Source organism: Enterobacter genomosp. O (assembly GCF_001022965.1).
Lineage (GTDB): Bacteria > Pseudomonadota > Gammaproteobacteria > Enterobacterales > Enterobacteriaceae > Enterobacter > Enterobacter cloacae_L.
Window position 1 is genome coordinate 22,425 of sequence record NZ_LECZ01000027.1, and the last position, 22,281, is coordinate 44,705.

Annotated in this window: 16 protein-coding genes; 10 read left to right on the forward strand and 6 right to left on the reverse strand. The window is 59.7% G+C overall.

Annotated elements, in window-relative coordinates; all coding sequences use genetic code 11:
• Window positions 1-73: 73 nt before the first annotated feature.
• Complete coding sequence (chaA, locus tag ABR39_RS19075; RefSeq protein ID WP_047348219.1) at window positions 74-1,174, reverse strand: sodium-potassium/proton antiporter ChaA; 1,101 nt, start codon at window positions 1,172-1,174, stop codon at window positions 74-76.
• A 270-nt stretch (window positions 1,175-1,444) separates the two neighbouring features.
• On the opposite strand from chaA, the gene chaB reads away from it, so the two are divergent.
• Complete coding sequence (chaB, locus tag ABR39_RS19080) at window positions 1,445-1,675, forward strand: putative cation transport regulator ChaB (RefSeq protein ID WP_008499518.1); 231 nt, start codon at window positions 1,445-1,447, stop codon at window positions 1,673-1,675.
• A 177-nt stretch (window positions 1,676-1,852) separates the two neighbouring features.
• Entirely contained in the window at window positions 1,853-2,548 is a 696-nt protein-coding gene (locus tag ABR39_RS19085) for a gamma-glutamylcyclotransferase (RefSeq protein ID WP_023344362.1), read from the forward strand.
• Window positions 2,549-2,578: 30 nt separating this feature from the next.
• On the opposite strand, the gene ABR39_RS19090 is transcribed toward ABR39_RS19085, so the two are convergent.
• From ABR39_RS19090 to ABR39_RS19100, 3 genes are all read right to left on the reverse strand, one after another.
• Complete coding sequence (locus tag ABR39_RS19090; protein ID WP_010432930.1) at window positions 2,579-2,818, reverse strand: DUF1883 domain-containing protein; 240 nt, start codon at window positions 2,816-2,818, stop codon at window positions 2,579-2,581.
• Window positions 2,819-3,029: 211 nt separating this feature from the next.
• Complete coding sequence (locus ABR39_RS19095; protein ID WP_047348220.1) at window positions 3,030-4,814, reverse strand: methyl-accepting chemotaxis protein; 1,785 nt, start codon at window positions 4,812-4,814, stop codon at window positions 3,030-3,032.
• Window positions 4,815-4,920: 106 nt separating this feature from the next.
• On the reverse strand, window positions 4,921-5,274 hold the full coding sequence (locus ABR39_RS19100; RefSeq protein WP_047348221.1) for a DsrE/DsrF/TusD sulfur relay family protein: 354 nt from the start codon (window positions 5,272-5,274) through the stop codon (window positions 4,921-4,923).
• 72 nt (window positions 5,275-5,346) lie between these two features.
• Here ABR39_RS19100 and nasR point away from each other — a divergent pair, with 72 nt between their 5' ends.
• The 7 genes from nasR (at window position 5,347) to ABR39_RS19135 (ending at window position 17,769) form a co-directional block, all read left to right on the forward strand.
• Complete coding sequence (gene nasR / locus ABR39_RS19105; protein ID WP_047348222.1) at window positions 5,347-6,531, forward strand: nitrate regulatory protein NasR; 1,185 nt, start codon at window positions 5,347-5,349, stop codon at window positions 6,529-6,531.
• A 228-nt stretch (window positions 6,532-6,759) separates the two neighbouring features.
• Window positions 6,760-8,007: a CmpA/NrtA family ABC transporter substrate-binding protein gene (locus tag ABR39_RS19110; protein ID WP_047348223.1), complete on the forward strand. Its 1,248-nt coding sequence runs from the start codon at window positions 6,760-6,762 to the stop codon at window positions 8,005-8,007.
• A 2-nt stretch (window positions 8,008-8,009) separates the two neighbouring features.
• On the forward strand, window positions 8,010-8,888 hold the full coding sequence (gene ntrB, locus ABR39_RS19115; protein ID WP_047348224.1) for a nitrate ABC transporter permease: 879 nt from the start codon (window positions 8,010-8,012) through the stop codon (window positions 8,886-8,888).
• A gap of 9 nt (window positions 8,889-8,897) precedes the next feature.
• The gene (locus ABR39_RS19120) at window positions 8,898-9,686 is read left to right on the forward strand and encodes an ABC transporter ATP-binding protein (RefSeq protein ID WP_047348225.1); all 789 of its coding nucleotides are present in this window, start codon (window positions 8,898-8,900) and stop codon (window positions 9,684-9,686) included.
• 10 nt (window positions 9,687-9,696) lie between these two features.
• Window positions 9,697-13,686, forward strand: coding sequence for a nitrite reductase large subunit NirB (gene nirB / locus ABR39_RS19125; RefSeq protein WP_082132671.1), 3,990 nt, complete (start codon window positions 9,697-9,699; stop codon window positions 13,684-13,686).
• Complete coding sequence (locus tag ABR39_RS19130; RefSeq protein ID WP_047348226.1) at window positions 13,683-16,160, forward strand: nitrate reductase; 2,478 nt, start codon at window positions 13,683-13,685, stop codon at window positions 16,158-16,160. The genes nirB and ABR39_RS19130 overlap by 4 nt, the downstream gene beginning before the upstream one ends.
• Window positions 16,161-16,362: 202 nt before the next feature.
• A complete protein-coding gene (locus tag ABR39_RS19135) occupies window positions 16,363-17,769 on the forward strand; it encodes a YchO/YchP family invasin (RefSeq protein WP_047348227.1) in 1,407 nt (468 codons plus the stop codon).
• A gap of 3 nt (window positions 17,770-17,772) precedes the next feature.
• Here ABR39_RS19135 and narL read toward each other — a convergent pair whose 3' ends face one another.
• Both narL and narX read right to left on the reverse strand, forming a co-directional pair.
• Window positions 17,773-18,423 carry a two-component system response regulator NarL gene (narL, locus tag ABR39_RS19140; protein WP_008499531.1) on the reverse strand — a complete coding sequence of 217 codons (651 nt, stop codon included), beginning with the start codon at window positions 18,421-18,423 and terminating at the stop codon, window positions 17,773-17,775.
• A complete protein-coding gene (narX, locus tag ABR39_RS19145; RefSeq protein ID WP_047348228.1) occupies window positions 18,416-20,212 on the reverse strand; it encodes a nitrate/nitrite two-component system sensor histidine kinase NarX in 1,797 nt (598 codons plus the stop codon). Before narX ends, narL begins: the two co-directional genes overlap by 8 nt.
• Before the next feature lie 309 nt (window positions 20,213-20,521).
• Between narX and ABR39_RS19150 the strand changes: the two genes are divergently transcribed.
• Window positions 20,522-21,919 carry a NarK family nitrate/nitrite MFS transporter gene (locus ABR39_RS19150; protein ID WP_047348229.1) on the forward strand — a complete coding sequence of 466 codons (1,398 nt, stop codon included), beginning with the start codon at window positions 20,522-20,524 and terminating at the stop codon, window positions 21,917-21,919.
• Window positions 21,920-22,281 lie beyond the last annotated feature (362 nt).

Sequence of the window (22,281 nt, forward strand, 5' to 3'; positions counted from 1 at the left end):
GTTTTTTTATGTTTTCTCCCTCTCCCTGTGGGAGAGGGGTGGGGTGAGGGCATCAGGCCGCACCGGATCCATCTTATGCAAATATCGTCATCAGATACGCAATAAACAACGCCATATGTGCCGCTCCGTTCAACACGTTGGTGCGCCCGGTAGAGAACGAAATCTGGCACAGCAGTAACGATGCCACCATCACAATCATCTCTGGCGCGCCCAGCGCAAACTGCAGCTCGTTGCCGGTCATAAAGGCAATCAGCGTCACCACCGGTACGGTGAGTGAAATGGTCGCCAGTACCGAGCCGAAAAACAGATTCATTGCGCGCTGAACCTGATTATTCAATACGGCCTTCAGCGCGCCCAGCCCTTCAGGGGACAGAATCAGCAGCGCCACCAGGAAGCCGGTAAACGCCACCGGCGCGTTCAGCTCGGTTAACAGTGTCTCGAGCGGGTTGGCGTTCATCTTGGTCACGGCAATCACCGCAATCAGATGTACGATCAGCCAAACCGTATGCCACGCGCTGCTGTGGGCCGACGGCTTACCGTGGTGCGGATCGTCGTCGTCGCCGTCGTCTTCATGCTCGTACACAAACAGGCTCTGGTGCGTTTTCGTCTGTATCAGCAGGAATACGCCGTACATGGCGGCGGAAATGAGCGCGACCAGCAGCGCCTGGCCGGTAGAAAAGTTTGCGCCCGGCAGCGCCATCGGGAAGACCAGCACAATAATTGCCAGCGGAAAGAGGGCAATCAGATACTGTTTAATGCCGAACAGGTTCATGTACTGGGTTGCGAATTTGCGTCCGCCCAGTAACAGAGAGAAGCCCACCAGTCCGCCCGTCACAATCATAATGATTGAGTAGAGCGTGTCGCGCATCAGCGTCGGCGCGGCGTCACCGGTCGCCATAAGCGCGGAAATCAGGCTGACTTCGAGAATAACAACGGAAAGGCTGAGAATTAACGATCCGTACGGCTCGCCCAGACGGTGGGCCAGTACGTCCGCATGGCGAACAACGCTAAATGCGCTGGTTAAAATACCGACCAGGGCCAGAATATTGATACCAACCACCACTGGCAGTGACTGACTGCTTCCCCAGAAGAGCAGCACAGCCAGTGCCAGAACCGGGAAAATGAGTGACGACTCCTTGTGGCGGGTCTTTACCGCCTCGTGTGTTGCTGTCATGTGCTTCTCCATCAATGCAGGTGCTTGTAATTATAGATACATTTTTGAGGTCATTAAATTAACAGATCTCTGTTAAATACCCTTTATTTTTTACTTAATTTTACCCTTTGTCATAATTTCACTGTTTGATGTCTATAATACGTCATCTTCATTTAATACTCCTTAAGTAACAGTGAATTATAATTTATTGATGCCCATAATTTCTTACCGGGTGGCACCCTGACGTATCGTCGTCCACACTTATCTCTTTAGCCAAAAGAGAGGTTAGTGATGCCCTATAAAACGAAACGCGAATTACCGGATAACGTACAAAACGTGCTGCCCGCTCACGCGCAGGATATCTACAAAGAGGCGTTTAACAGCGCCTGGGATCAGTACAAAGATAAGGACGATCGCCGGGATGATGCCAGCCGTGAAGAGACGGCGCACAAAGTCGCCTGGGCCGCAGTAAAACATGAATATGAGAAAGGGGACGATGATAAATGGCATAAAAAGAAATAGCCGTGAAATTATTCGCTGCCTTCATTTTGACTTTTCAGGCGGTTGAACTTTCGTTGTATTGCAACTGGTCCGCTAATTGCTTATCGTTATTTAACTGTTGGCAAAATGACCAGCACTTAAGGCCGGGAAGGCGAATTACAGATGTCGCAAGGAAGCATGCAGTGGCGGAGGTGGAAAGTGTTAACGCGTGATTTCTTAATGAAGGCAGACTGTAAGACGGCATTTGGTGCTATTGAGGAATCGCTTCTCTGGTCAGCTGAACAACGTGCGGCGTCGCTCGCTGCTACGCTTGCCTGCCGCCCGGATGATGGCCCGGTATGGATTTTTGGCTACGGTTCGCTGATGTGGAACCCGGCTCTGGAATTTGTCGAATCAGCAACGGGTACGCTCCCTGGCTGGCATCGGGCATTTTGCCTGCGCCTGACGGCCGGGCGCGGCAGCGCGTGCCAGCCGGGACGCATGCTTGCACTGAAAGAGGGCGGACGCACCACGGGCGTGGCGTACCGCCTCCCGGATGCCACGCTGGAAGAGGAGCTTACGCTGCTCTGGAAGCGTGAAATGATCACCGGCTGCTATATGCCGAGCTGGTGCAAGCTGGAACTGGACGACGGACGCACCGTCAATGCGCTGGTCTTTATTATGGACCCGCGCCACCCGCTGTATGAAGCGGACACCCGCACGCAGGTGATTGCCCCGTTAATTGCCGCCGCCAGCGGGCCGCTGGGCACCAACGCGCAGTATCTCTTCTCCCTCGATCAGGAGCTGACCCGCCTCGGCATGAAGGACGATTGTCTGAATGAGCTGGTGGTGAAGGTGAAGGCGCTGCTGGAAGGGAACCCGCTCAACGGTACGCTGCGACCGGGTTTTGCCTGATAATACGCCCGGCTCGCCGGGCGTTTGATTTTATGCGGCCACGTAGCTGACGGAATGCTCCAGAGACTGACTGTGGCTGTCGATCAGCACATCCCACGTGCCGGTATACGGCACGGTAAGCCAGGCCTTATCGTCCTGTACGGTCAGAATATCCGCCTGGGACTGTTTTTGCGCTTTCGAACTCATCAGATGAATACGACAGCGTTCTGAGCAACGCACCACTACCGTATCCCCGCCAAACAGTTTCAAACTTGTTTTTACCAGTGCCATTTTTTACCCCGTAGTCTTAAACAACGCTCTCCCTGCTGCCATATCCGAGCGTGATGTTGTTCACAATTCACTCATGGCATATCACCAAAGGGGGAGGGTCGGGATGCTGATTTTGATCAAAAAATGGCATAACGATTAAACAAAAATGACAAAATTCCTCAAAATATCCGCTGGCGCGCGTTTTACCCGCTAAACGCGCGCCGGAAGAACATTAAATGCGGAAATGGCCGGCGGTTTCAGCAAGGTCGCCCGCCTGGCTCTGCAGTGCGCCCGCGGCGGCGGCGGACTCTACCACCAACTCGGCGTTCTGCTGCACCATGCGGTCGAGATGGGTCACCGCGTGGTTGATCTCGTGAATGCCTTTCATCTGCTCGCTGGTGGCGATGGAGATTTCGCGCATGATGCCGGAGACGCTGCCGATGCTGGAGCGGATCTCATCCATGCTTTCGCCTGCCAGATGCACGTAGCGGGAGCCGGTTGCCACGCTGTCGGTGGTGGAATCAATCAGCGATTTGATCTCTTTCGCCGCCTGGGCGCTGCGGCTCGCCAGGTTTCGTACTTCGCCTGCCACCACGGCAAACCCGCGACCCTGCTCCCCGGCACGGGCCGCTTCTACAGACGCGTTCAGCGCCAGGATGTTGGTCTGGAAAGCAATACCGTCAATCACGCTGGTGATATCGCCAATTTTTGCCGACGCGACTTCAATGGACTGCATGGTGCTGATCGCCTGCGATACCACCTCACCGCCGCGCGCTGCGGCCGCGGAGGCCTTGCTTGCCTGGTCGTTCGCTTCGGCTGCCGATTCATTGGACTGCGTCACCGAGGCGGTGATCTGCTCCACGGCGCTCGCCGTCTCGCGCAGGCTGGACGCTGCTTGCTCGGTACGCCCGGAGAGATCCTGGTTACCTGCGGCAATCTCCTGCGCGGCATTTTTCACCGATTCACTGGCATCACGAAGCTGTACCATCACCACCGAAAGCTTATCGCTGAAGGCGTTAAAGGCCTGAGCAATCTGCGCAACTTCGTCCTCGCCGCTGTCGGGAAGGCGCTGCGAGAGATCGTTGGTCCCGTTGGCAATGTTGTGCATCGCGTCGCGAATATCAGACAGACGCTTCAGCAGACGGGCAATCAGGAAATGGACGATGGCCGCGCTCAGCAGCGCCAGGATCACCAGCGAAATCGCCGATGCTTTAAGCAGGGAATGCATGCCGGAGGTGGCGTCGCCGCTGTCGAGAGCGACGACCAGCAGCCAGTTCGTGCCCGGCACGGCCGTCGCCACGAAGGTTTTCTCAACGTCGTTCAGCGTTCCGTCGACCGAATTACCGCCTTTCAGCGCAGCAAAATCGATGCCTTTGATCGTCTCAGCAAACGGTTTAAGCGTCAGGGCCGGATCGTTAGCCGCAATAACGCTGCCATCGCTGTTCAGAAGTAACCCGCTGCTGGCCGGGGTCGGATGGATCCCGCGTACGTTAGCCACCACGCTGTCCATGGCCACATCGCCCGCCACAACCGCTTTCAGGGTGCCGTTTTCCTTCACCGGCACGGCGAAGGTCACCACCAGTTTGCCGGTACCGGCGTCAACGTAGGGCGCCGTGACGACCGGGCCGTCCGTGCTGACCACCTGCTGATACCAGGGGCGAATGGTCGGGTCATAATCCGCCGGGACACCCGCAGGCTCGGAGAATTTTGCCGTTTTGCTGGCGTAGCCTACATAGACGTTGGTGAATCCACCCGCCTGCGCGAGCTGTTTAAACGCCGGAACCGGGTCGTCACTCAGCGCAACGCTCTGCGCGGAGGCGATGACCATCATCTTGCTTTTTACCCAGTCGGCAATCGCCGTGCTATGGCTGGCGCTGGTGCTGGTCAGGATATCGCGCTGGGACTGCTGGTTATCCTGGCGCGTGACCTGGAAGTTGATAACGGTATTCAGGAGAAGGGCGACGACCAGACAGCCTGCCGTCGCGACGATGATGCGTGCACGAATGGATCTGAACATAAGTGAAATACCTGCTGTGTTGTTTCCATGCCTATCGGCAACCCCGCAGGTAAACTTGATGCTGAAACCGCGTCCATAAGAAAATAATATTTTTACGGGTTTATTATTAAAAAGTTAATACTTTATCGGCGGACAGCGTCCACTCGGCCAGCTCAACCAGCGTACCAATTTCGACACCCTCAATCAGCGGCAGGCCGGTAACGCCGCGCCCGTCGGTGCAGGTCTTGCACAGCTTCACCGGCACGTTTTGCGCGGTCAGGATCTCCAGCATCTGCTGAATGTTATAGCCCTCGGCCGGTTTCTGGCCCTTCAGCCCGGCGGTGACCGCGTCCGACATCAAAAAGAGGCGTAACGCCAGGTCGCTCTCTTTTTCACGCAGCGCAATGGCCAGACGCAGGCTGTTAAAAAGGGATTCGCTGCCGTAGGCCGCGCCGCTGGCGACGATCACAATCTTTTGCATGTTAACTCCTGTTCTTATAAAGGCACGAATATTGCTTAACTTTCCCGAGTTTCGCTGTTCTGGAGAGTAAGCATGACATTAATGGCTGGCATTTCGCCAGGGGCTGCCGAATGGCTCCAGCGCGCAAAGGTGATGCGCCGGGAGCAGCTCAGCAAGCTGGCACAGCTGGGCGTGCTTGTGCATGGCATTAGCCAGCTTGCGCACATGTTACAGTGCGAGCGCGGGGCGTCCAACGTCTGGCTCTGCTCACAGGGTAAGCTTTACGCCCCTGAATGCAAGGCCAGCCGGGCGCTGGTGGATGAAAACCTCGCTGCACTTTACGGCACGCTTGAAGCACAGTCTCCGATCCCGGGAAGTTCCGTTTGCGAACGCATCGGTGGCGCGCTGCTGAGCCTGGAGATGCTCCCCGCGCTGCGTGACGGTGTGATTAAGCAAACGGTAACCGCACCGCAGGCGATGGAGCACTACTCCCGCATGCTTCGCCATCTGCTCAGTATCGTGCCGCAGCTCAATGACAGCATTGACGATCCGCAAATCGCCGGGCGTTTTGTTGCCCTTTATAGCCTGATGCAGGGAAAAGAGCTGGCGGGACAGGAGCGGGCGCTGGGGGCGATTGGCTTTACGCAGGGCTTTTTCGATGATGTGACCCGCCAGCGGCTGGTTGACCGCATCGACGGACAGCAGGCCTGCTTTGAGATCTTTCTCTCGCACAGCGCCGCCGACGTCCAGACCGCTTTTTCCCTGAACTGCCAGCCCGATCGTGAAACGGAGCAACTGCGCCGCGTGGCCTGCACCCGCCAGCCTGCCGCAGACGATGGCCATACCGCGCTGGCCTGGTTTGCCCTACAAACCGCGCGACTTGAACATCTGCGCGCGCTGGAGGAGACGATCATCGCCGATCTGATAGTCGCGGTAGACGAGCGTATTTACCGTGGCGAGGCGTACGCGCCTCCTGCCGATGAGCAGGACGAGCCGCCTGTCCGCTACCCGGAAAAACCCTTACTGACCCTGGTGCGCCAGCAGGCGCGTGAGATAGAGCAGCTTTCGCGCCAGCTTGCATCCCTGCGCGATACGCTTGAAGAGCGCAAAACCATTGATAAAGCGAAAAGCGTGCTGATGACTCATCAGAATATGAGTGAGGAACAGGCCTGGACGGCGCTGCGTAAAATGGCGATGGACAAGAACCAGCGGATGGTGGATATCGCCCGCGCGCTGCTCATGGTGAAGAAGCTTTGGCAGGTAACCCCAAAGGAGTAGCTGCACGGTTAGCGGGCATTTTGTGCCTGATTGAGGTGCGTGAAGGCGGGAGAATTGCCGTTAGCGCCGCGGAAACAGCGTGTTAAAACCTGGCATTCCCTTTGCATTATCTGATTAACCATTTTTGACGATGCGCCAACGGCGGTGCATTCGTCTTCGGGATAAAGGCGTCCAGCGGTGCTTCGGCACTGTCGGGCGCTTTTTTTTGGCTTTTTTTCAGGAGTGGTCATGGCGGATTTGTCGAGACGGCGGTTTTTGCAGGCCAGTATGCTGGCGAGTGGCGCAATGCTGTTACCGGGTGTCATGCAGGCCGCATGGGCGGCAGGCTCGGATAAACCGGAGCAGGAAACGATACGCATCGGGTTTATCCCGCTGACCGACTGCGCGCCGGTGGTTATCGCGGCGCTGAAAGGGTTTGATAAAAAATACGGCATTACCATCGTGCCCACCAAAGAGGCGAGCTGGGCGGCGGTGCGCGACAAGCTGGTGGCGGGCGAGCTGGATGCCGCGCACATACTCTACGGTCTGCTGTACGGGCTGGAGCTGGGTATTGCCGGTAAGCCGCAGCAGATGGCGAACCTGATGACCCTTAACCAGAACGGCCAGGCGATTACCCTCTCAGGCGATCTGGCGGAGAAGGGCGTTCGCGACCTCGATGGCCTGAAAAAGCTGATTGGGCAGCAGGCGCCCGGCACGTACACCTTCGCGCACACCTTCCCGACGGGTACACACGCCATGTGGCTTTACTACTGGCTGGCCAGCGCGGGCATTAACCCGTTTGACGATGTTCGCACCGTGGTGGTACCGCCGCCGCAGATGGTGATGAACATGCGCATCGGCAATATGGTCGGCTTTTGCGTCGGCGAGCCGTGGAACGCGCGCGCCATCAACGACCGCATCGGCTTCACCGCCGCCACGTCGCAGTCCATCTGGGCCGATCATCCGGAAAAAATCCTCGGCACGCGTCGCGAGTGGGTGGAGAAAAACCCGCATACCGCGCGAGCGCTGGTCAGCGCGGTACTGGAGGCGGCGCGCTGGATTGATGCTTCCCCGGAAAACAAACGCGAGACCGCGCAGATCCTCTCCCGCCGCGCGTGGCTGAACACCAAAGAACAGTACCTCACCGGTCGGATGCTGGGCGAGTACGACAACGGTCTGGACACGCGCTGGCAGGACGCCCACCCCATCCGCTTCTTTAACGAAGGGGCCGTCAGCTATCCGTATCTCTCCGACGGCATGTGGTTCTTAACCCAGTTCCGCCGCTGGGGCTTGCTTAAATCCGCGCCGGACTACGCGGGCATTGCACAGCGCATTAACCAGACCGCGGTCTGGCAGGATGCCGCCGCGGCGGTGGGAGGCATTACCGCACCGGCGTCACCGCTGCGCAGCAGCACATTGATGGACGACACCATCTGGAACGGTACCGACCCGGAAGGATACGCCAACCGTTTCGCCATTCATCGTAAAGGGGCCTGATTATGCAGCAACTGCAAAAGACGACATCACACGAGACGCCGGAGAGTGGGGAGGTGATTGTTCTGCCTCCGGTGCAGATTCGCCGCCGTACGCCGACGTTCGCGCGCCGGATTAACGGCATCCTTCAGCGCATCATTCCGGCGTTTCTGGGGCTGGGGCTGCTGGTGGTGCTCTGGCAGCTGGCGGCGATCAACAGCAAAGGATTCCCGACGCCGCTCAGCACCCTGGATTCGGCACTCACGCTGTTCGCCGATCCGTTTTACCGTGACGGACCCAACGACATGGGCATCGGCTGGAACGTGCTCGCCTCACTGCAGCGCGTGGCGGTGGGCTTTGGCCTGGCCGCGCTCGCCGGGATCCCGCTCGGCTTCCTGATTGGTCGCTTCACCTTTTTCTCGCGCATGTTCAGCCCGCTCATCGCGCTGTTGCGCCCTGTCAGCCCGCTGGCCTGGCTGCCCATCGGCCTGCTGCTGTTCCAGAAAGCGGAACCGGCCTCCAGCTGGACCATTTTTATCTGCTCAATCTGGCCGATGGTGATCAACACCGCCGAAGGGGTGCGCCGCATTCCGCAGGACTACCTCAACGTCGCCCGCGTACTGCAGCTCTCCGAGTGGACCATCATGCGCCGCATTCTCTTTCCCGCGGTGCTGCCGGCGGTGCTGACCGGGGTGCGCCTGTCCATCGGCATTGCCTGGCTGGTGATTGTCGCCGCCGAGATGCTGACCGGAGGCTTAGGGATTGGCTTCTGGATCTGGAACGAGTGGAACAACCTCAACGTCGAAAACATTCTCATCGCCATTGTCATCATTGGCGTGGTCGGGTTACTGCTGGAGCAGGGGCTGATGCTTATCGCCCGCCGCTTTAGCTGGCAGGAAAAATAAGGAGCGAAGATGAAACCGATAATTCAGGTCCAGGCCGTGAGCCAGCGTTTTTCCACCGCCAGCGGCGAGTTTCTGGCGCTGCAGAACGTCTCTTTTGATATTCACGAAGGCGAAACCGTGAGCCTGATTGGCCACTCCGGCTGCGGCAAATCGACGCTGCTGAACCTTATCGCCGGCATTACCCTGCCGACGGAAGGCGGGCTGATTTGCGACAACCGTGAAATTGCCGGGCCAGGGCCGGAGCGTGCCGTGGTCTTTCAGAACCATTCGCTGCTGCCGTGGCTTACCTGCTTCGACAACGTTGCCCTGGCGGTGAATCACGTGTTTCGCCACACCATGAGCAAGGCGGAGCGCCGGGAGTGGATTGAACACAATCTCGATCGCGTGCAGATGGGGCACGCCATGCATAAGCGCCCAGGGGAGATCTCCGGCGGCATGAAACAGCGCGTCGGGATTGCCCGCGCGCTGGCGATGAAGCCGAAAGTGCTGCTGATGGACGAGCCGTTCGGCGCGCTGGATGCGCTGACCCGCGCCCATCTGCAGGACTCGGTGATGCAGATCCAGCAGGCGCTCAACACCACTATTGTGCTTATCACCCACGACGTGGACGAGGCGGTGCTGCTCTCCGATCGCGTGCTGATGATGACCAACGGCCCGGCGGCGACCGTCGGGGAGATCCTGAACGTTGACCTGCCGCGCCCGCGTAACCGGGTGCAGCTGGCGGACGACAGCCGCTATCACCATCTGCGTCAGCAGATCCTGCATTTCCTCTATGAAAAACAGCCCAAAGCGGCGTAACGAGGCAGCCATGACGCGACTGATCGTTATCGGCAATGGGATGGCAGCAGCCCGGCTGATTGCCTCGCTGACGGAGCGTGCTCCCGGTCGCTTCGCGATTACCGTGCTGGGCGATGAGCCTGAACACGCGTACAACCGCATCCTGCTCTCTCCGGTGCTGGCCGGGGAAAAACAGGCGGAGCAGATCCGCCTGCAGGATGACGCCTGGTATGAGGCCCGGGGGGTGAGGGTGCGAAGGGGAGAAAAGGTGCTCGCGGTAGATGTGGCGAATCGGCTGGTCCGTACTGCACAAACCACGCTGGCCTGGGATGAGCTGGTGTTTGCCACCGGTTCAACGCCGTTTGTGCCCCCCATCCCCGGCGGCGACGCGTCTCATGTGTTTACCTTTCGTCGGCTGGCGGATATCGACGCGATTCAGACCCTCTCCGGCCCGGCGGTGGTGCTGGGCGGCGGCGTGCTCGGCGTTGAGGCTGCGGCGGCGCTCGCAAACAGTTGTGACAACGTCACGCTGGTGCATCGCGGGGCGTGGCTGATGGAACAACAGCTGGATCGGAAGGCTGGCTTCCTGCTCGAGGAGGCGCTGGCTGAGCGCGGGGTGCGCTGCGCGCTGTCGTCCGGGATTGCGTCCATCGCGGCGGATTCGGTGACGTTATCTGACGGTAAGCGAATGAGCGCCGCACGGGTGGTGCTGACAACGGGGGTACTGCCCAACATCTCACTGGCAAAAGCCAGCGGCGTCAGCTGCGCCCGCGGCATTGTGGTTAACCCGCAGATGCAGACCTCCGCGGCGAACGTCAGCGCCATTGGCGAATGCTGCGAGATCGACGGCCAGACCTTTGGCCTGGTTGCCCCCTGTCTGGCGCAGGCGGATATCCTCGCCGCGCGGCTGGCCGGCGCAGCCGTAGCGTCTTTTGCCCCAGCGGACAGCGGAATGCGGCTCAAGGTGACGGGAATCGAACTGTTCACCGCGGGGCGCGCCACGGAGCAGGCTGACGACGTGGTCTGGAGCGCATGGGATCCGCTGACCCGCCACTACCGACGCTTATTGATTCATCGCGGCGCGCTGGCTGGCGTGCTGCTGATGGGCGACTGCCGCAGCGCGGCGACATTTACCGATTTACTGGCAACGGCTGCGCCCGCTCACGCGGACTGGCTGTTCGATCGTTTCACTACGCAACCGCAGGTTGCAGGACAGAACGCTATGACAAAACCTACTCTGGTGGTGGTTGGGCACGGTATGGTCGGCCACCATTTCCTCGAAGATTGCGTCAGCCGCAATTTGCATCAGCAGTATCAGATAGTCGTCTTTGGCGAGGAGCGCTATGCCGCCTATGACCGCGTGCATCTCTCCGAGTATTTTGGCGGCCGCAGCGCGGAGTCGCTCTCGCTGGTGGAAGGCGATTTCTTTGCCGACAACGGCATTGAGCTGCGCCTGTCGCAGCAGATCGTCGCTATCGATCGCGATGCACGCGTGGTGCGCACCGCCAGCGGGCATGAAACCCACTGGGACAAACTGGTGCTGGCGACCGGCTCATACCCGTTCGTCCCGCCCGTACCGGGCAACGATTTGCCGGGCTGCTTTGTCTACCGCACCCTTGACGATCTGGACGCGATTGCGGCCCATGCGGCAGGCTCCCGCCGCGGCGTGGTGATTGGCGGTGGATTGCTCGGGCTGGAAGCGGCCAACGCCCTGAAACAGCTGGGCCTGGAAACCCACGTGGTGGAGTTTGCCCCCAATCTGATGGCGGTCCAGCTCGACGGCGACGGCGCGGCGATGCTGCGCAAAAAAATCGAGGCGCTGGGCGTTGGCGTTCACACCAGTAGAGCAACGACGGAGATCGCCCCCGCGGACGGCGGGCTGGTGCTTCGCTTCGCCGACGGCGAACAGCTGGAAACGGACATGGTGGTCTTTTCTGCGGGCATTCGCCCCCAGGATGCGCTGGCGCGCAGCAGCGGGCTGGCTATCGGCGAGCGCGGCGGGGTCTGCATTGATGACGGCTGCCGTACCTCCGATCCGGACGTGCTGGCCATCGGCGAATGCGCGCTGTGGGAGGGGAAAATCTTCGGACTGGTCGCGCCCGGCTATCAGATGGCGCGGGTGGCCGCCGCCGCGCTGGCGGGTGAGGATAAAACCTTTACCGGCGCGGATATGAGCACCAAACTCAAGCTGCTGGGCGTGGACGTGGCGTCGTTCGGCGACGCTCACGGGCGTACGCCGGGCGCGCTGAGCTATCAGTGGACGCACGGCCCGCAGCAAATCTACAAGAAAATGGTGGTGAGCCACGACGGAAAAACGCTGCTTGGCGGCGTGCTGGTGGGCGATGCTAGCGAATACGCCACCCTGGTGCAGATGATGCTCAACGGGATAGCTCTGCCAAAAGAGCCGGAGACGCTGATTTTACCCGCGTCGTCCGGCAGCGCGCCAAAAGCGCTCGGCGTGGCGGCGCTGCCGGAAAGCGCGCAAATCTGCTCCTGTCATAACGTCAGCAAAGGCAATATCTGCCGGGCGGTGAGCGCCGGCGCGACGGAGATGGGGGCCATTAAACAGTGTACGAAAGCAGCCACCGGCTGCGGGGGTTGTAGCGCACTGGTGAAGCAGGTGATGGAGTTCCAGCTTTCCGCGCAGGGCGTGGAGGTGAAAAAGGATATCTGCGAGCACTTCCCGTACTCGCGCCAGGAGATTTACCACCTGGTGCGCGTTAACCATATCCGCACCTTCGACCAGCTGATTAGCCGCTACGGGCAGGGGCACGGATGTGAGATCTGCAAGCCGCTGGTGGGGTCGGTGCTGGCCTCATGCTGGAATGAATACCTGCTGAAACCGTCACACCTACCGCTGCAGGACACCAACGACCGCTATTTTGCCAACATCCAGAAGGACGGGACTTACTCCATCGTGCCGCGCATGCCCGCAGGGGAAGTGACCGCTGACGGGCTGATTGCCATCGGCCAGATTGCGAAACGCTACAGCCTTTACAGCAAAATCACCGGCGGCCAGCGTATCGACCTCTTTGGTGCCACCCTTGAGCAGCTGCCGGAGATCTGGCAGGCGCTGGTGGAGGCCGGGTTTGAAACCGGGCATGCCTACGGGAAATCCCTGCGCACGGTGAAATCCTGCGTCGGGTCGACGTGGTGTCGCTACGGGGTGCAGGACTCCACCGGCCTCGCGGTCAGGCTGGAGCACCGCTACAAAGGCCTGCGCGCGCCGCACAAAATCAAAATGGCCGTCTCGGGCTGTACCCGCGAATGCGCCGAGGCGCAGAGTAAAGACGTCGGGGTCATCGCCACGGACAAAGGCTGGAACCTCTATCTGTGCGGTAACGGCGGCATGAAGCCGCGCCATGCGGATCTCTTCGCCAGCGATCTGGACGACGAAACGCTGATCCGCACCGTAGACCGTTTCCTGATGTTCTACATCCGCACGGCGGATCGCCTGCAGCGTACCAGCACCTGGATGGATAACCTGGAAGGCGGTCTCGACTATCTGCGGGAGGTAATCCTTAACGACAGCCTGGGCATCGCCCACGAGCTGGAGCAGGAGATGGCCCGGGTGGTGGAAACCTACCAGTGCGAATGGCAGACAACGCTTAACGATCCGAACCGTCTGGCGCTGTTCCGCACCGCCGTGAATGACGCCGCAGCGGATCGCAACACGCGCTGGCAGGAAATTTGCGGCATCGACGACATTCCGGAGCAGGCGGGCATTGGCGCGCGGCTTGGGCGTAAGCCGATTGCGCTGTTCCGCTTTGGTGAGTTCGTTTACGCACTCGACGATCGGGAGCCGGGCAGCAGCGCGAACGTGCTTTCCCGCGGCATTCTTGGCGATGCGGCGGGGGAGCCGGTGGTGATCTCTCCGATGTATAAGCAGCGCATTCGCCTGCGCGACGGCTGTCAGGTCGATAACGGCGAACCTGCGGTGCGCGCCTGGCCGGTCAAAATTGAAGACGGCAAAGTGTGGGTCGGAAACGACGCCCTGGTGATGCGTGCGGAGGCCTCATGACGGAAACCCGGACAACGTGCCCCTACTGCGGGGTCGGCTGCGGCGTGGTCGCCCGCGTGGAAGGCAAAACGGTCACCGTTCGGGGGGATGAAGCCCATCCCGCGAATGCTGGACGGCTGTGCGTGAAAGGGTCAGCCCTGGGGGAAACGACGGGCCTGCAGGGGCGATTGCTGCACCCCGTGGTTGACGGCGTTGAGGTGGGCTGGGCGCAGGCGCTGGGAGCGGCAGGCGAACGGCTGCGGGACATCATCGACGCTTATGGGCCGCAGGCGGTGGCGTTTTACGCGTCCGGGCAGTTGCTTACCGAGGACTACTACGCCGCCAATAAGCTGATGAAAGGGTTTATCGGCGCGGCAAACATTGATACCAACTCCCGGCTGTGCATGTCGTCGGCGGTGGTTGGCTATAAACGCGCCTTCGGTGAAGACGTCGTGCCGTGCAGCTACGAGGATATGGAAAACAGCGATCTGGTGGTGCTGGCTGGCTCAAACGCGGCCTGGACGCATCCGGTACTTTATCAGCGGCTGGTGCAGGCAAAGCACAACAACCCGGAGATGAAGGTGGTGGTCATCGACCCGCGCAGAACCGCCACCTGTGATATTGCCGACCTCCATCTGGCGCTCGCGCCCGGCAGCGACGCCGGGCTGTTTGTCGGTCTGCTTAACGTGATTCAGGGAACGAACGCATGGCCGATATCCCGCGTGGCGGCGTTTTGCGGCCTCTCGCCGCAGGATATTGGCACGTTTTACGACTGGTTTATGACGGCGCCCCGGGCAGTTACGCTCTACACCATGGGGATTAACCAGTCCTCCAGCGGCAGCGACAAATGCAGCGCCATCATTAACGTTCACCTTGCCAGCGGGAAATTTAACCGTCCGGGCTGCGGCCCGTTTTCGCTGACCGGACAGCCTAACGCGATGGGCGGAAGGGAAGTGGGCGGGCTGGCAAATCAGCTGGCGGCGCACATGCACTTTGAGCCAGAGGATCTCTCGCGGGTGGCGCGTTTCTGGGGAACGGAACGGCTAGCGCAAACCCCGGGGCTGATGGCGGTGGATCTGTTTGACGCCATTGCCCGCGGCGAGGTGAAGGCGGTGTGGATCATGGGCACCAACCCTGCGGTCTCGCTGCCGGACAGCCACGCGGTGTGTCAGGCGCTGGCTGGCTGCCCGCTGGTGATTGTCTCTGAGGTGATGAACGATACCGACACCGGTCGGTTTGCCCATATTCGCCTTCCGGCGCTGGGCTGGGGAGAAAAGGACGGCACGGTCACTAACTCGGAACGGCGCATTTCGCGCCAGCGCGCGTTTCTGCCCGCGCCGGGTGAGGCAAAGCCAGACTGGTGGATCGTCGCGCAGGTGGCAAAGCAGCTGGGCTACGGCGACGCGTTTGCCTGGCAACATCCGCACGAGATTTTTTGCGAGCATGCGGCGCTTACGGCCTTTGAAAATGACGGCGCGCGGGCGCTAAACCTCCATGACCTGTCTGCGCTGACCCGTGAGGAGTGGCAGCGGCTTGAGCCCTATCAGTGGCCGACGGGGGATTTTCCGCGTCGAAACATCGTCCCCGTTAACCCTCTGTCGCACGGCGCGACGGTCAGCGCATTATATCCGCTGATTCTCAACACCGGGCGCATCCGCGATCAGTGGCACACCATGACCCGAACGGGATACGTGGCCAGACTGATGCAGCATATCGCCGAACCGTTTGTTGAGGTTTGCCCCGCGGACGCCGTTCGGTTTTCCCTGTGCGACGGCCAGCTGGCGCGCATCAGCTCGCCGCGCGGCGTCATGGTGGCCAGAGTCCGCGTCAGCGGCGGACAGCGCGAAGGGGAGGTTTTTGCCCCGATGCACTGGAACGCCGGGTTTGCCCGCCAGGGAAAGGTGAATGCGCTCGTGGAAGGGCGCTGCGATCCGATTTCGGGCCAGCCGGAGAGTAAACAAACTGCCGTCAGAATCATGCCCTGGCAGCCCGCCTGGCAGGGGGAACTCTACGCCCGCGAACGGCTGGAAATGCCCGCTTCGGTTTACTGGTGGCGCAAAGCGTCACGCCTGACGGTGGCGGGCGATAAACCGCTGCTGTCGTGGGTAATGGATTACGCCAGCGGCCGGGCCTGGCAACTGCAGATTGCTCAGACCGGAGAGCGCAGCAGCGTGCTGGCCTGGCATGAAGGCCAGCTGATGCTGGGTTTCTGGGAGGGCACCGCGCTACCGGCGCTGGCGCATGCGGTGATAGAAGCCGCTTTTCAGTCACCACCCTCAACGCCTGCTGCGCGCCATGCGCTGCTTAACGGGCAGGGCACCGGCAAGGCGGCGGATCCGGGACGCATTGTCTGTAGCTGTTTCAGCGTCGGGGAAAACGCGATACGGGAGGCGATTGCCGGAGGGTGTGATTCCGTCACCGCGCTGGGGGCGACGCTGCGCTGTGGTACAAACTGTGGCTCCTGCGTGCCGGAGCTGAAAGGACTGTTTGGATAGCGGTGTAAGGGTGTCAGGTGGCGGCTGCGCCTTACCTGACCTACAAATTCGTGCCGCCCCGTAGGTCAGGTAAGGCGCAGCCGCCACCCGACAATAATGTTCAGGATAATCCTGGATTTTCCGTTAAGCCTGCATTTCACTGCTTATCGCGTTAACATAAAAAGAATTGCCTTATGAACACAGGTTCTTATTTACGACGTTGATGGCTGTATCGTCCCGCATTCATTTGCTGTTTTTACTCTCCCTTCTTACGGCCGGAGCCGTTCACGGTGCGCCGAATTCCTTTATGCATCAGGCGCAGAACCCCTTTGATAATAATGGGGATAGTTTGCCCGACCTCGGCATGGCGGCGCCAACGGGCGAGGGGGAGAAGCACCTGGCCGAAATGGCCAAAGCGTTTGGTGAAGCCAGCATGACCGACAACGGCCTCACCACCGGCGAGCAGGCGCGGCAGTTCGCGTTTGGTCAGGTGCGCGACGCGGTGAGCGGCGAAGTGAACCAGCAGATTGAGTCCTGGCTTTCGCCCTGGGGAAACGCCAGCGTGAAATTACTGGTGGATAACGACGGCAAATTTAACGGCAGCAGCGGGAGCTGGTTTATCCCCTGGAATGATACTAACCGCTACCTGAGCTGGAGCCAGCTTGGCCTGACGCAGCAGACGGATGGCCTGGTCAGCAATGCCGGAATAGGGCAGCGCTGGGTCGCCGGGAAATGGCTGCTGGGCTATAACACCTTTTACGATAACCTGCTGGACGAAAACCTGCAGCGCGCCGGGCTGGGGGCGGAAGCGTGGGGGGAAAATCTGCGGCTGTCAGCGAACTATTATCAGCCCTTTGCCGGCTGGCGCGAGCGCTCAGACGTTCAGGAGCAGCGCATGGCGCGCGGGTACGATGTGACGGCCAACGCCTGGCTACCGTGGTTCCATCACCTGAACACCAGCGTCAGCTTCGAGCAATACTTTGGCGATAACGTCGACCTGTTCAACAGCGGAACCGGCTATCACAACCCGGTGGCCGTCAACCTGGGGCTCAACTATACCCCCGTTCCGCTGGTCACGCTGACCGCCGCACACAAGCAGGGCGAGAGCGGCGAGAGCCAGAATAACCTCGGGCTGAAGCTCAACTACCGCTTTGGCGTGCCGCTGTCCAAACAGCTTTCGGCCAGTGAAGTCGCCGCCACGCGTTCCCTGCGCGGAAGCCGCTATGATTCGCCGGAGCGCAGTAGCCTGCCGGTAATGGAGTTCCGTCAGCGCAAAACGCTGTCCGTCTGGCTGGCAACGCCGCCGTGGGATCTGAAAGGGGGTGAGACCGTCATGCTGAAGCTGCAGGTTCGCAGCACGCACGGCATTCGCCAGATCCACTGGCAGGGTGATACCCAGGCGTTGAGCCTGACGTCGCCGGCCAAAAGCAGCAGCAGCGACGGCTGGAGCGTGATTATGCCTGCCTGGGATGGTAGCGAAGGGGCGACAAACCGCTGGCACCTGTCGGCGGTAGTGGAAGATGAGAAAGGCCAGCGCGTCTCGTCCAATGAGATCGTGCTGACCGTGGTGCAGCCGCTGGTCGCATTACCTGACAACGACCCGCGCTGGAAGCTGCTGCCGGAGGAGTAGTCCCTAGAAAATGCGTTCCTGATGGACCCACACGGCGGCCTCAACGCGGGATTTTAATTTCATTTTCTTCAGCATATGTTTCACATGCACTTTGACCGTGCTTTCGGTGATATCCAGGCGGCGGGCGATCATTTTGTTCGGCAGCCCCTGGGCAATCAGCTTGAGAATGTCGCGCTCGCGCGGCGTTAGCTGGCTGACGTCACGGTCGGAGGTGGCGCGGTTTGCACGCAGGCTGGCGGCCAGGACCGGCGTTAAGGCCTCGCTGAGCACCATCTCGCCCGCCGCAGCCTGCTGCAGCGCCTTAAGCAGATCTTCCGGCTCCATATCCTTCAGCAGATACCCATCCGCCCCGCGCTTCAGCGCCGTGACCACATCCTCTTCATGGTTCGACACGCTAAAGACGACGATGCGGCCGGAAAGCGATTTCTCCCGCAGCTTGTCGAGGGTTTCCAGACCGTTCATGCCCGGCATATTCAGATCGAGCAGGATCAGATCGGGATCGAGGGATTCGGCAAGCTCAATGCCCTGTTCGCCGTTGCTGGCTTCGCCCACCACGGTGATATCGGGCGCCATGCTGACCAGCTGTTTTACGCCAGTACGCAGCATCGGATGGTCGTCGATCAACAGGATGGATGCCGGTTCCTGATTAGTCATGGGTTTCTCCTTGAGCAGTTATGAGCGGTTTCTCGGGAATAAAGGTGACGACAACTTCCGTGCCACCCGTCTCTCTCCGGCGAACCTGGCAATCACCGCGCAGGCTTTGGGCGCGGTCTCGCATAATAATTAAACCGTAGTGGTTCGTTCGTTCGGCATTTTCCGGCACGCCGCGGCCGTTGTCGTGAACCGTCAGCTTCACCTGATTGTTGTGCTGGCTGACGGTGACCGTTACCGCCGTCGCGTCGGCATGCTTGAGCACGTTGCTCAGCGCTTCACGGGCGATCTGCAGTAAATGTATGGCCTGATGGGAGGGGACAAACCGCGGCGGCAGCTGGTAGTCCAGCTTCACCGGGAACCCCAGCCGGGCGCTAAATTCGTGACAGCTGGACTCCAGCGCCGGGCGCAGGCCCGGCTCGGTCAGCTGGAGACGGAAGGTAGTCAGCAGCTCGCGAAGCTGTATCCAGGAGGTGTTCAGCTCGTTGCGGATCTGGCTGAGCAGCTGCTTATTGCTTTCCGGCATCTCCGCATCCTGCATCTGCAGGCAGCTCACCTGCATTTTCATACAGGAGAGCGACTGGGCGATAGAGTCGTGGAGCTCGCGGGCGATGGTCGCGCGCTCTTCCATGACGATCAGCTGCTGCTGCTTTTCCTGATGTCTGTCGAGCGCCAGCGTGGCCGTTAGCTGTTCGACCAGCGTATCGACCAGCTGCTGCTGGTCGTGGCTCAGGTGACGCCCGGCCGGCAGGGTTGCCAGCAGAATACCGTACTGGGTGTGGCTGTCCGTTAGCCGCCACTTCAGGGTGGTACCGCTGGAGGTGAGCGGCGGCAGGCCGCGAGGGCAAAGATGGCAGCCTTTGTCATCGCAGGACATATCGGACTGACAGGTAAATTCCTGATGGTTATCTTCGTCTTCCACATCGTAGACCCGCAGCTCAAGGTCGTGAAGCAGGGTCAGATTTTGCAGGCCGTTCAGCACCGGCGAGAGGCGTTCGCATAGCGGCACCTGCATGTGCAGACGGCGGTTGGCCTGCCACAGGAAGGAGAGGATCTCGTTTTTCTGCTCAAGCCCCGCCGTTTTTTCCTGAACGCGCTGCTCCAGCACCGCGTAGCTCTCGGAGAGTTCAGCCGACATGGTATTCAGCGCCTGGCCGAGCATGGCCATCTCGTTGCGCCCGCTGATGTGCGTGCGCTGCGTAAAATCGCGTGCGGTGACCGCGCGGGCCATCGCCAGCAGCTGTTTCCAGGGATTCAGGAGCCGCGCGCGGAGCCAGACGATGGTGAAGATCAGCAGCAGGCCCATAAACAGCGCCATCGCGCGGTGCACCATTACCACCCGGTCGATGCGGAGTTCCGTGGTTTGGTCGAAAGCGGAGACCAGCGCATCAATGCGTGAGACGAACCCCGCCACGTCCTGCGCAACGGCCGCGGTACTGCGCGCCTGTTTCAGGCCCGGCTGCAGCTGGGTGTGCCAGTACCCCTGAAGGGCTTTAAGCTGAGATTGTTGCCCGGCGCGAATGGCGGCATTTTCCAGCTCGGGGCTGAACGCCGTGCGCTCCATTTCATCAAGCAGGGGCCTGTCGTCCTGCGTCAGGGGAACCGACGCCAGCAGACGATAACTCTGCATGCGTAGCGAGCCTGCCTCATTAATGGCATGCGCATTACCCTGTACCCCCTGTACCAGCCAGCCGGAGATCGCCATGCCGGTCACGCCGATGGCGGTGGACAGCAAAACGATCAGAGCGACCTGATTCACGAGCGTCAGCGGTGATAAACATCTTTTTAACATAGCGTGGGCGTGCTCCTGACGTGACCTGCTTGCAGGAATGGCGCTATTCTGGTGTATACCCTGGAGTATACCCATACCAATAAAGGATTACCCCTAAATTGCCAACGGAGTAGGGGGAAGGTGGTGGGGGTAGCACGGATCCGTCAGTACCGTGAAAAACCACGTCTTTTTTACCGAATTAGCCTACTCACTAAGGATAACACCTTTTTTTGTGCCGCAAATCCTCCCACTTTTCCTTTGATTTATATCAACTTACCGCCGCCCTAAAACCCTAATGTTTGCAGCATCATTCGAGAATCAGAGGTGTCTATGAGTCACTCATCCGCTCCCGAAAGGGAAAATGGTGCCGTTATTACTGACTGGCGTCCAGAGGATCCGGCGTTCTGGCAACAGCGCGGCCATCGTGTAGCAAGCCGGAATCTTTGGATTTCCGTTCCGTGTTTGTTATTAGCGTTTTGCGTATGGATGTTGTTTAGTGCAGTGGCGGTTAACCTGCCAAAAGTTGGGTTTACGTTTACCACCGATCAGCTGTTTATGCTGACCGCGCTTCCGTCGCTGTCAGGCGCGCTGCTGCGTGTACCTTACGCGTTTATGGTGCCGGTCTTTGGCGGCCGTCGCTGGACGGCGTTCAGTACGGGCATCATGATCGTCCCGTGCGTGTGGCTTGGCTTCGCGGTGCAGGATACCTCCACGCCGTTCAGCGTGTTCGTGATTATCTCCCTGCTGTGCGGTTTTGCGGGCGCGAACTTCGCCTCCAGCATGGCGAACATCAGCTTCTTCTTCCCGAAAGCGAAGCAGGGCGGCGCGCTGGGCATTAACGGCGGTCTGGGGAATATGGGCGTCAGCGTGATGCAGCTCATTGCCCCGCTGGCGATCTCGGTCTCCATTTTTGCGGCCTTTGGCGGCGGTGGCGTTGAGCAGGCGAATGGTTCATACCTGTACCTGCAAAACGCCGCGTGGATTTGGGTGCCGTTCCTGGTGATCTTCACCCTCGCTTCCTGGTTCTTTATGAATGACCTGTCCGCGTCGAAGGCGTCGCTGAGCGAACAGCTGCCGGTGCTGAAGCGTGGACACCTGTGGGTGATGGCGCTGCTGTATCTGGCAACCTTCGGTTCGTTTATCGGCTTCTCTGCGGGCTTCGCGATGCTGTCGAAGACTCAGTTCCCGGAAGTTCAGATCCTGCAGTTTGCCTTCTTCGGGCCGTTTATTGGCGCCCTGGCGCGTTCGCTGGGCGGCATGGTGTCTGACCGCCTGGGCGGTACCCGCGTGACGCTGGTTAACTTCGTTCTGATGGCGGTCTTCTGTGCGCTGCTGTTCCTGACGCTGCCCGTCGACGGACAGGGCGGTAACTTCATCGCCTTCTTCGGCGTGTTTATGGTGCTGTTCCTGACGGCCGGGCTGGGAAGTGCGTCTACCTTCCAGATGATCTCCGTGATCTTCCGCAAGCTGACCATGGACCGCGTGAAGGCGCAGGGTGGAAGCGAAGAGCAGGCAATGCGTGAAGCGGCGACCGATACGGCTGCGGCGCTGGGCTTTATCTCTGCCATCGGCGCGATTGGCGGCTTCTTTATCCCGAAAGCGTTCGGTATCTCTCTGGACCTGACCGGCTCTCCGGCGGGTGCAATGAAAGTTTTCCTCGTCTTCTATATCGCCTGCGTCGTGATCACGTGGCTGGTATATGGCCGGAATAACAAGAAAAATAAGTAAGTGTGATTATCCGTTTACGCGGCCTTCGGGCCGCGTTTTTTTTGGGTAACAATAGTTACAACATACTGAGAGGCCTGCAGCGAAAACCCGCGGGTAACACCGTGATGGACATCGCTTTACAGGGCGCTCTACCCCTTAATACCTAAGATGTTAAATTTCACTCTGCCTTTTGTACGATAAAATAAAAATAACGATATATTTCATATTGATACGTAATTTATAAAGATACCGCTTTGGTGGTATTTGGTATAACCCCTCGCCAGAAAGTCCCTCATCGTCTTGATCGTTATCAATTCTCCCTCTCTTTCAGGGCGTTACCTTCGCTGCAAATCAGCAATGTCGATTTAGAGAGCCACAGGCTC

Excerpts from the sequence above, each read along its gene's own strand:
- ntrB (WP_047348224.1), top strand. The coding sequence starts at position 8,010 with ATGCAGCAACTGCAAAAGACGACATCACACGAGACGCCGGAGAGTGGG.
- ABR39_RS19110 (WP_047348223.1), top strand. The coding sequence starts at position 6,760 with ATGGCGGATTTGTCGAGACGGCGGTTTTTGCAGGCCAGTATGCTGGCG.
- nasR (WP_047348222.1), top strand. The coding sequence starts at position 5,347 with ATGACATTAATGGCTGGCATTTCGCCAGGGGCTGCCGAATGGCTCCAG.
- ABR39_RS19090 (WP_010432930.1), bottom strand. The coding sequence starts at position 2,818 with ATGGCACTGGTAAAAACAAGTTTGAAACTGTTTGGCGGGGATACGGTA.
- chaB (WP_008499518.1), top strand. The coding sequence starts at position 1,445 with ATGCCCTATAAAACGAAACGCGAATTACCGGATAACGTACAAAACGTG.
- ABR39_RS19135 (WP_047348227.1), top strand. The coding sequence starts at position 16,363 with ATGGCTGTATCGTCCCGCATTCATTTGCTGTTTTTACTCTCCCTTCTT.
- ABR39_RS19130 (WP_047348226.1), top strand. The coding sequence starts at position 13,683 with ATGACGGAAACCCGGACAACGTGCCCCTACTGCGGGGTCGGCTGCGGC.
- narL (WP_008499531.1), bottom strand. The coding sequence starts at position 18,423 with ATGACTAATCAGGAACCGGCATCCATCCTGTTGATCGACGACCATCCG.
- ABR39_RS19095 (WP_047348220.1), bottom strand. The coding sequence starts at position 4,814 with ATGTTCAGATCCATTCGTGCACGCATCATCGTCGCGACGGCAGGCTGT.
- narX (WP_047348228.1), bottom strand. The coding sequence starts at position 20,212 with ATGTTAAAAAGATGTTTATCACCGCTGACGCTCGTGAATCAGGTCGCT.
- ABR39_RS19150 (WP_047348229.1), top strand. The coding sequence starts at position 20,522 with ATGAGTCACTCATCCGCTCCCGAAAGGGAAAATGGTGCCGTTATTACT.
- chaA (WP_047348219.1), bottom strand. The coding sequence starts at position 1,174 with ATGACAGCAACACACGAGGCGGTAAAGACCCGCCACAAGGAGTCGTCA.
- nirB (WP_082132671.1), top strand. The coding sequence starts at position 9,697 with ATGACGCGACTGATCGTTATCGGCAATGGGATGGCAGCAGCCCGGCTG.
- ABR39_RS19120 (WP_047348225.1), top strand. The coding sequence starts at position 8,898 with ATGAAACCGATAATTCAGGTCCAGGCCGTGAGCCAGCGTTTTTCCACC.
- ABR39_RS19100 (WP_047348221.1), bottom strand. The coding sequence starts at position 5,274 with ATGCAAAAGATTGTGATCGTCGCCAGCGGCGCGGCCTACGGCAGCGAA.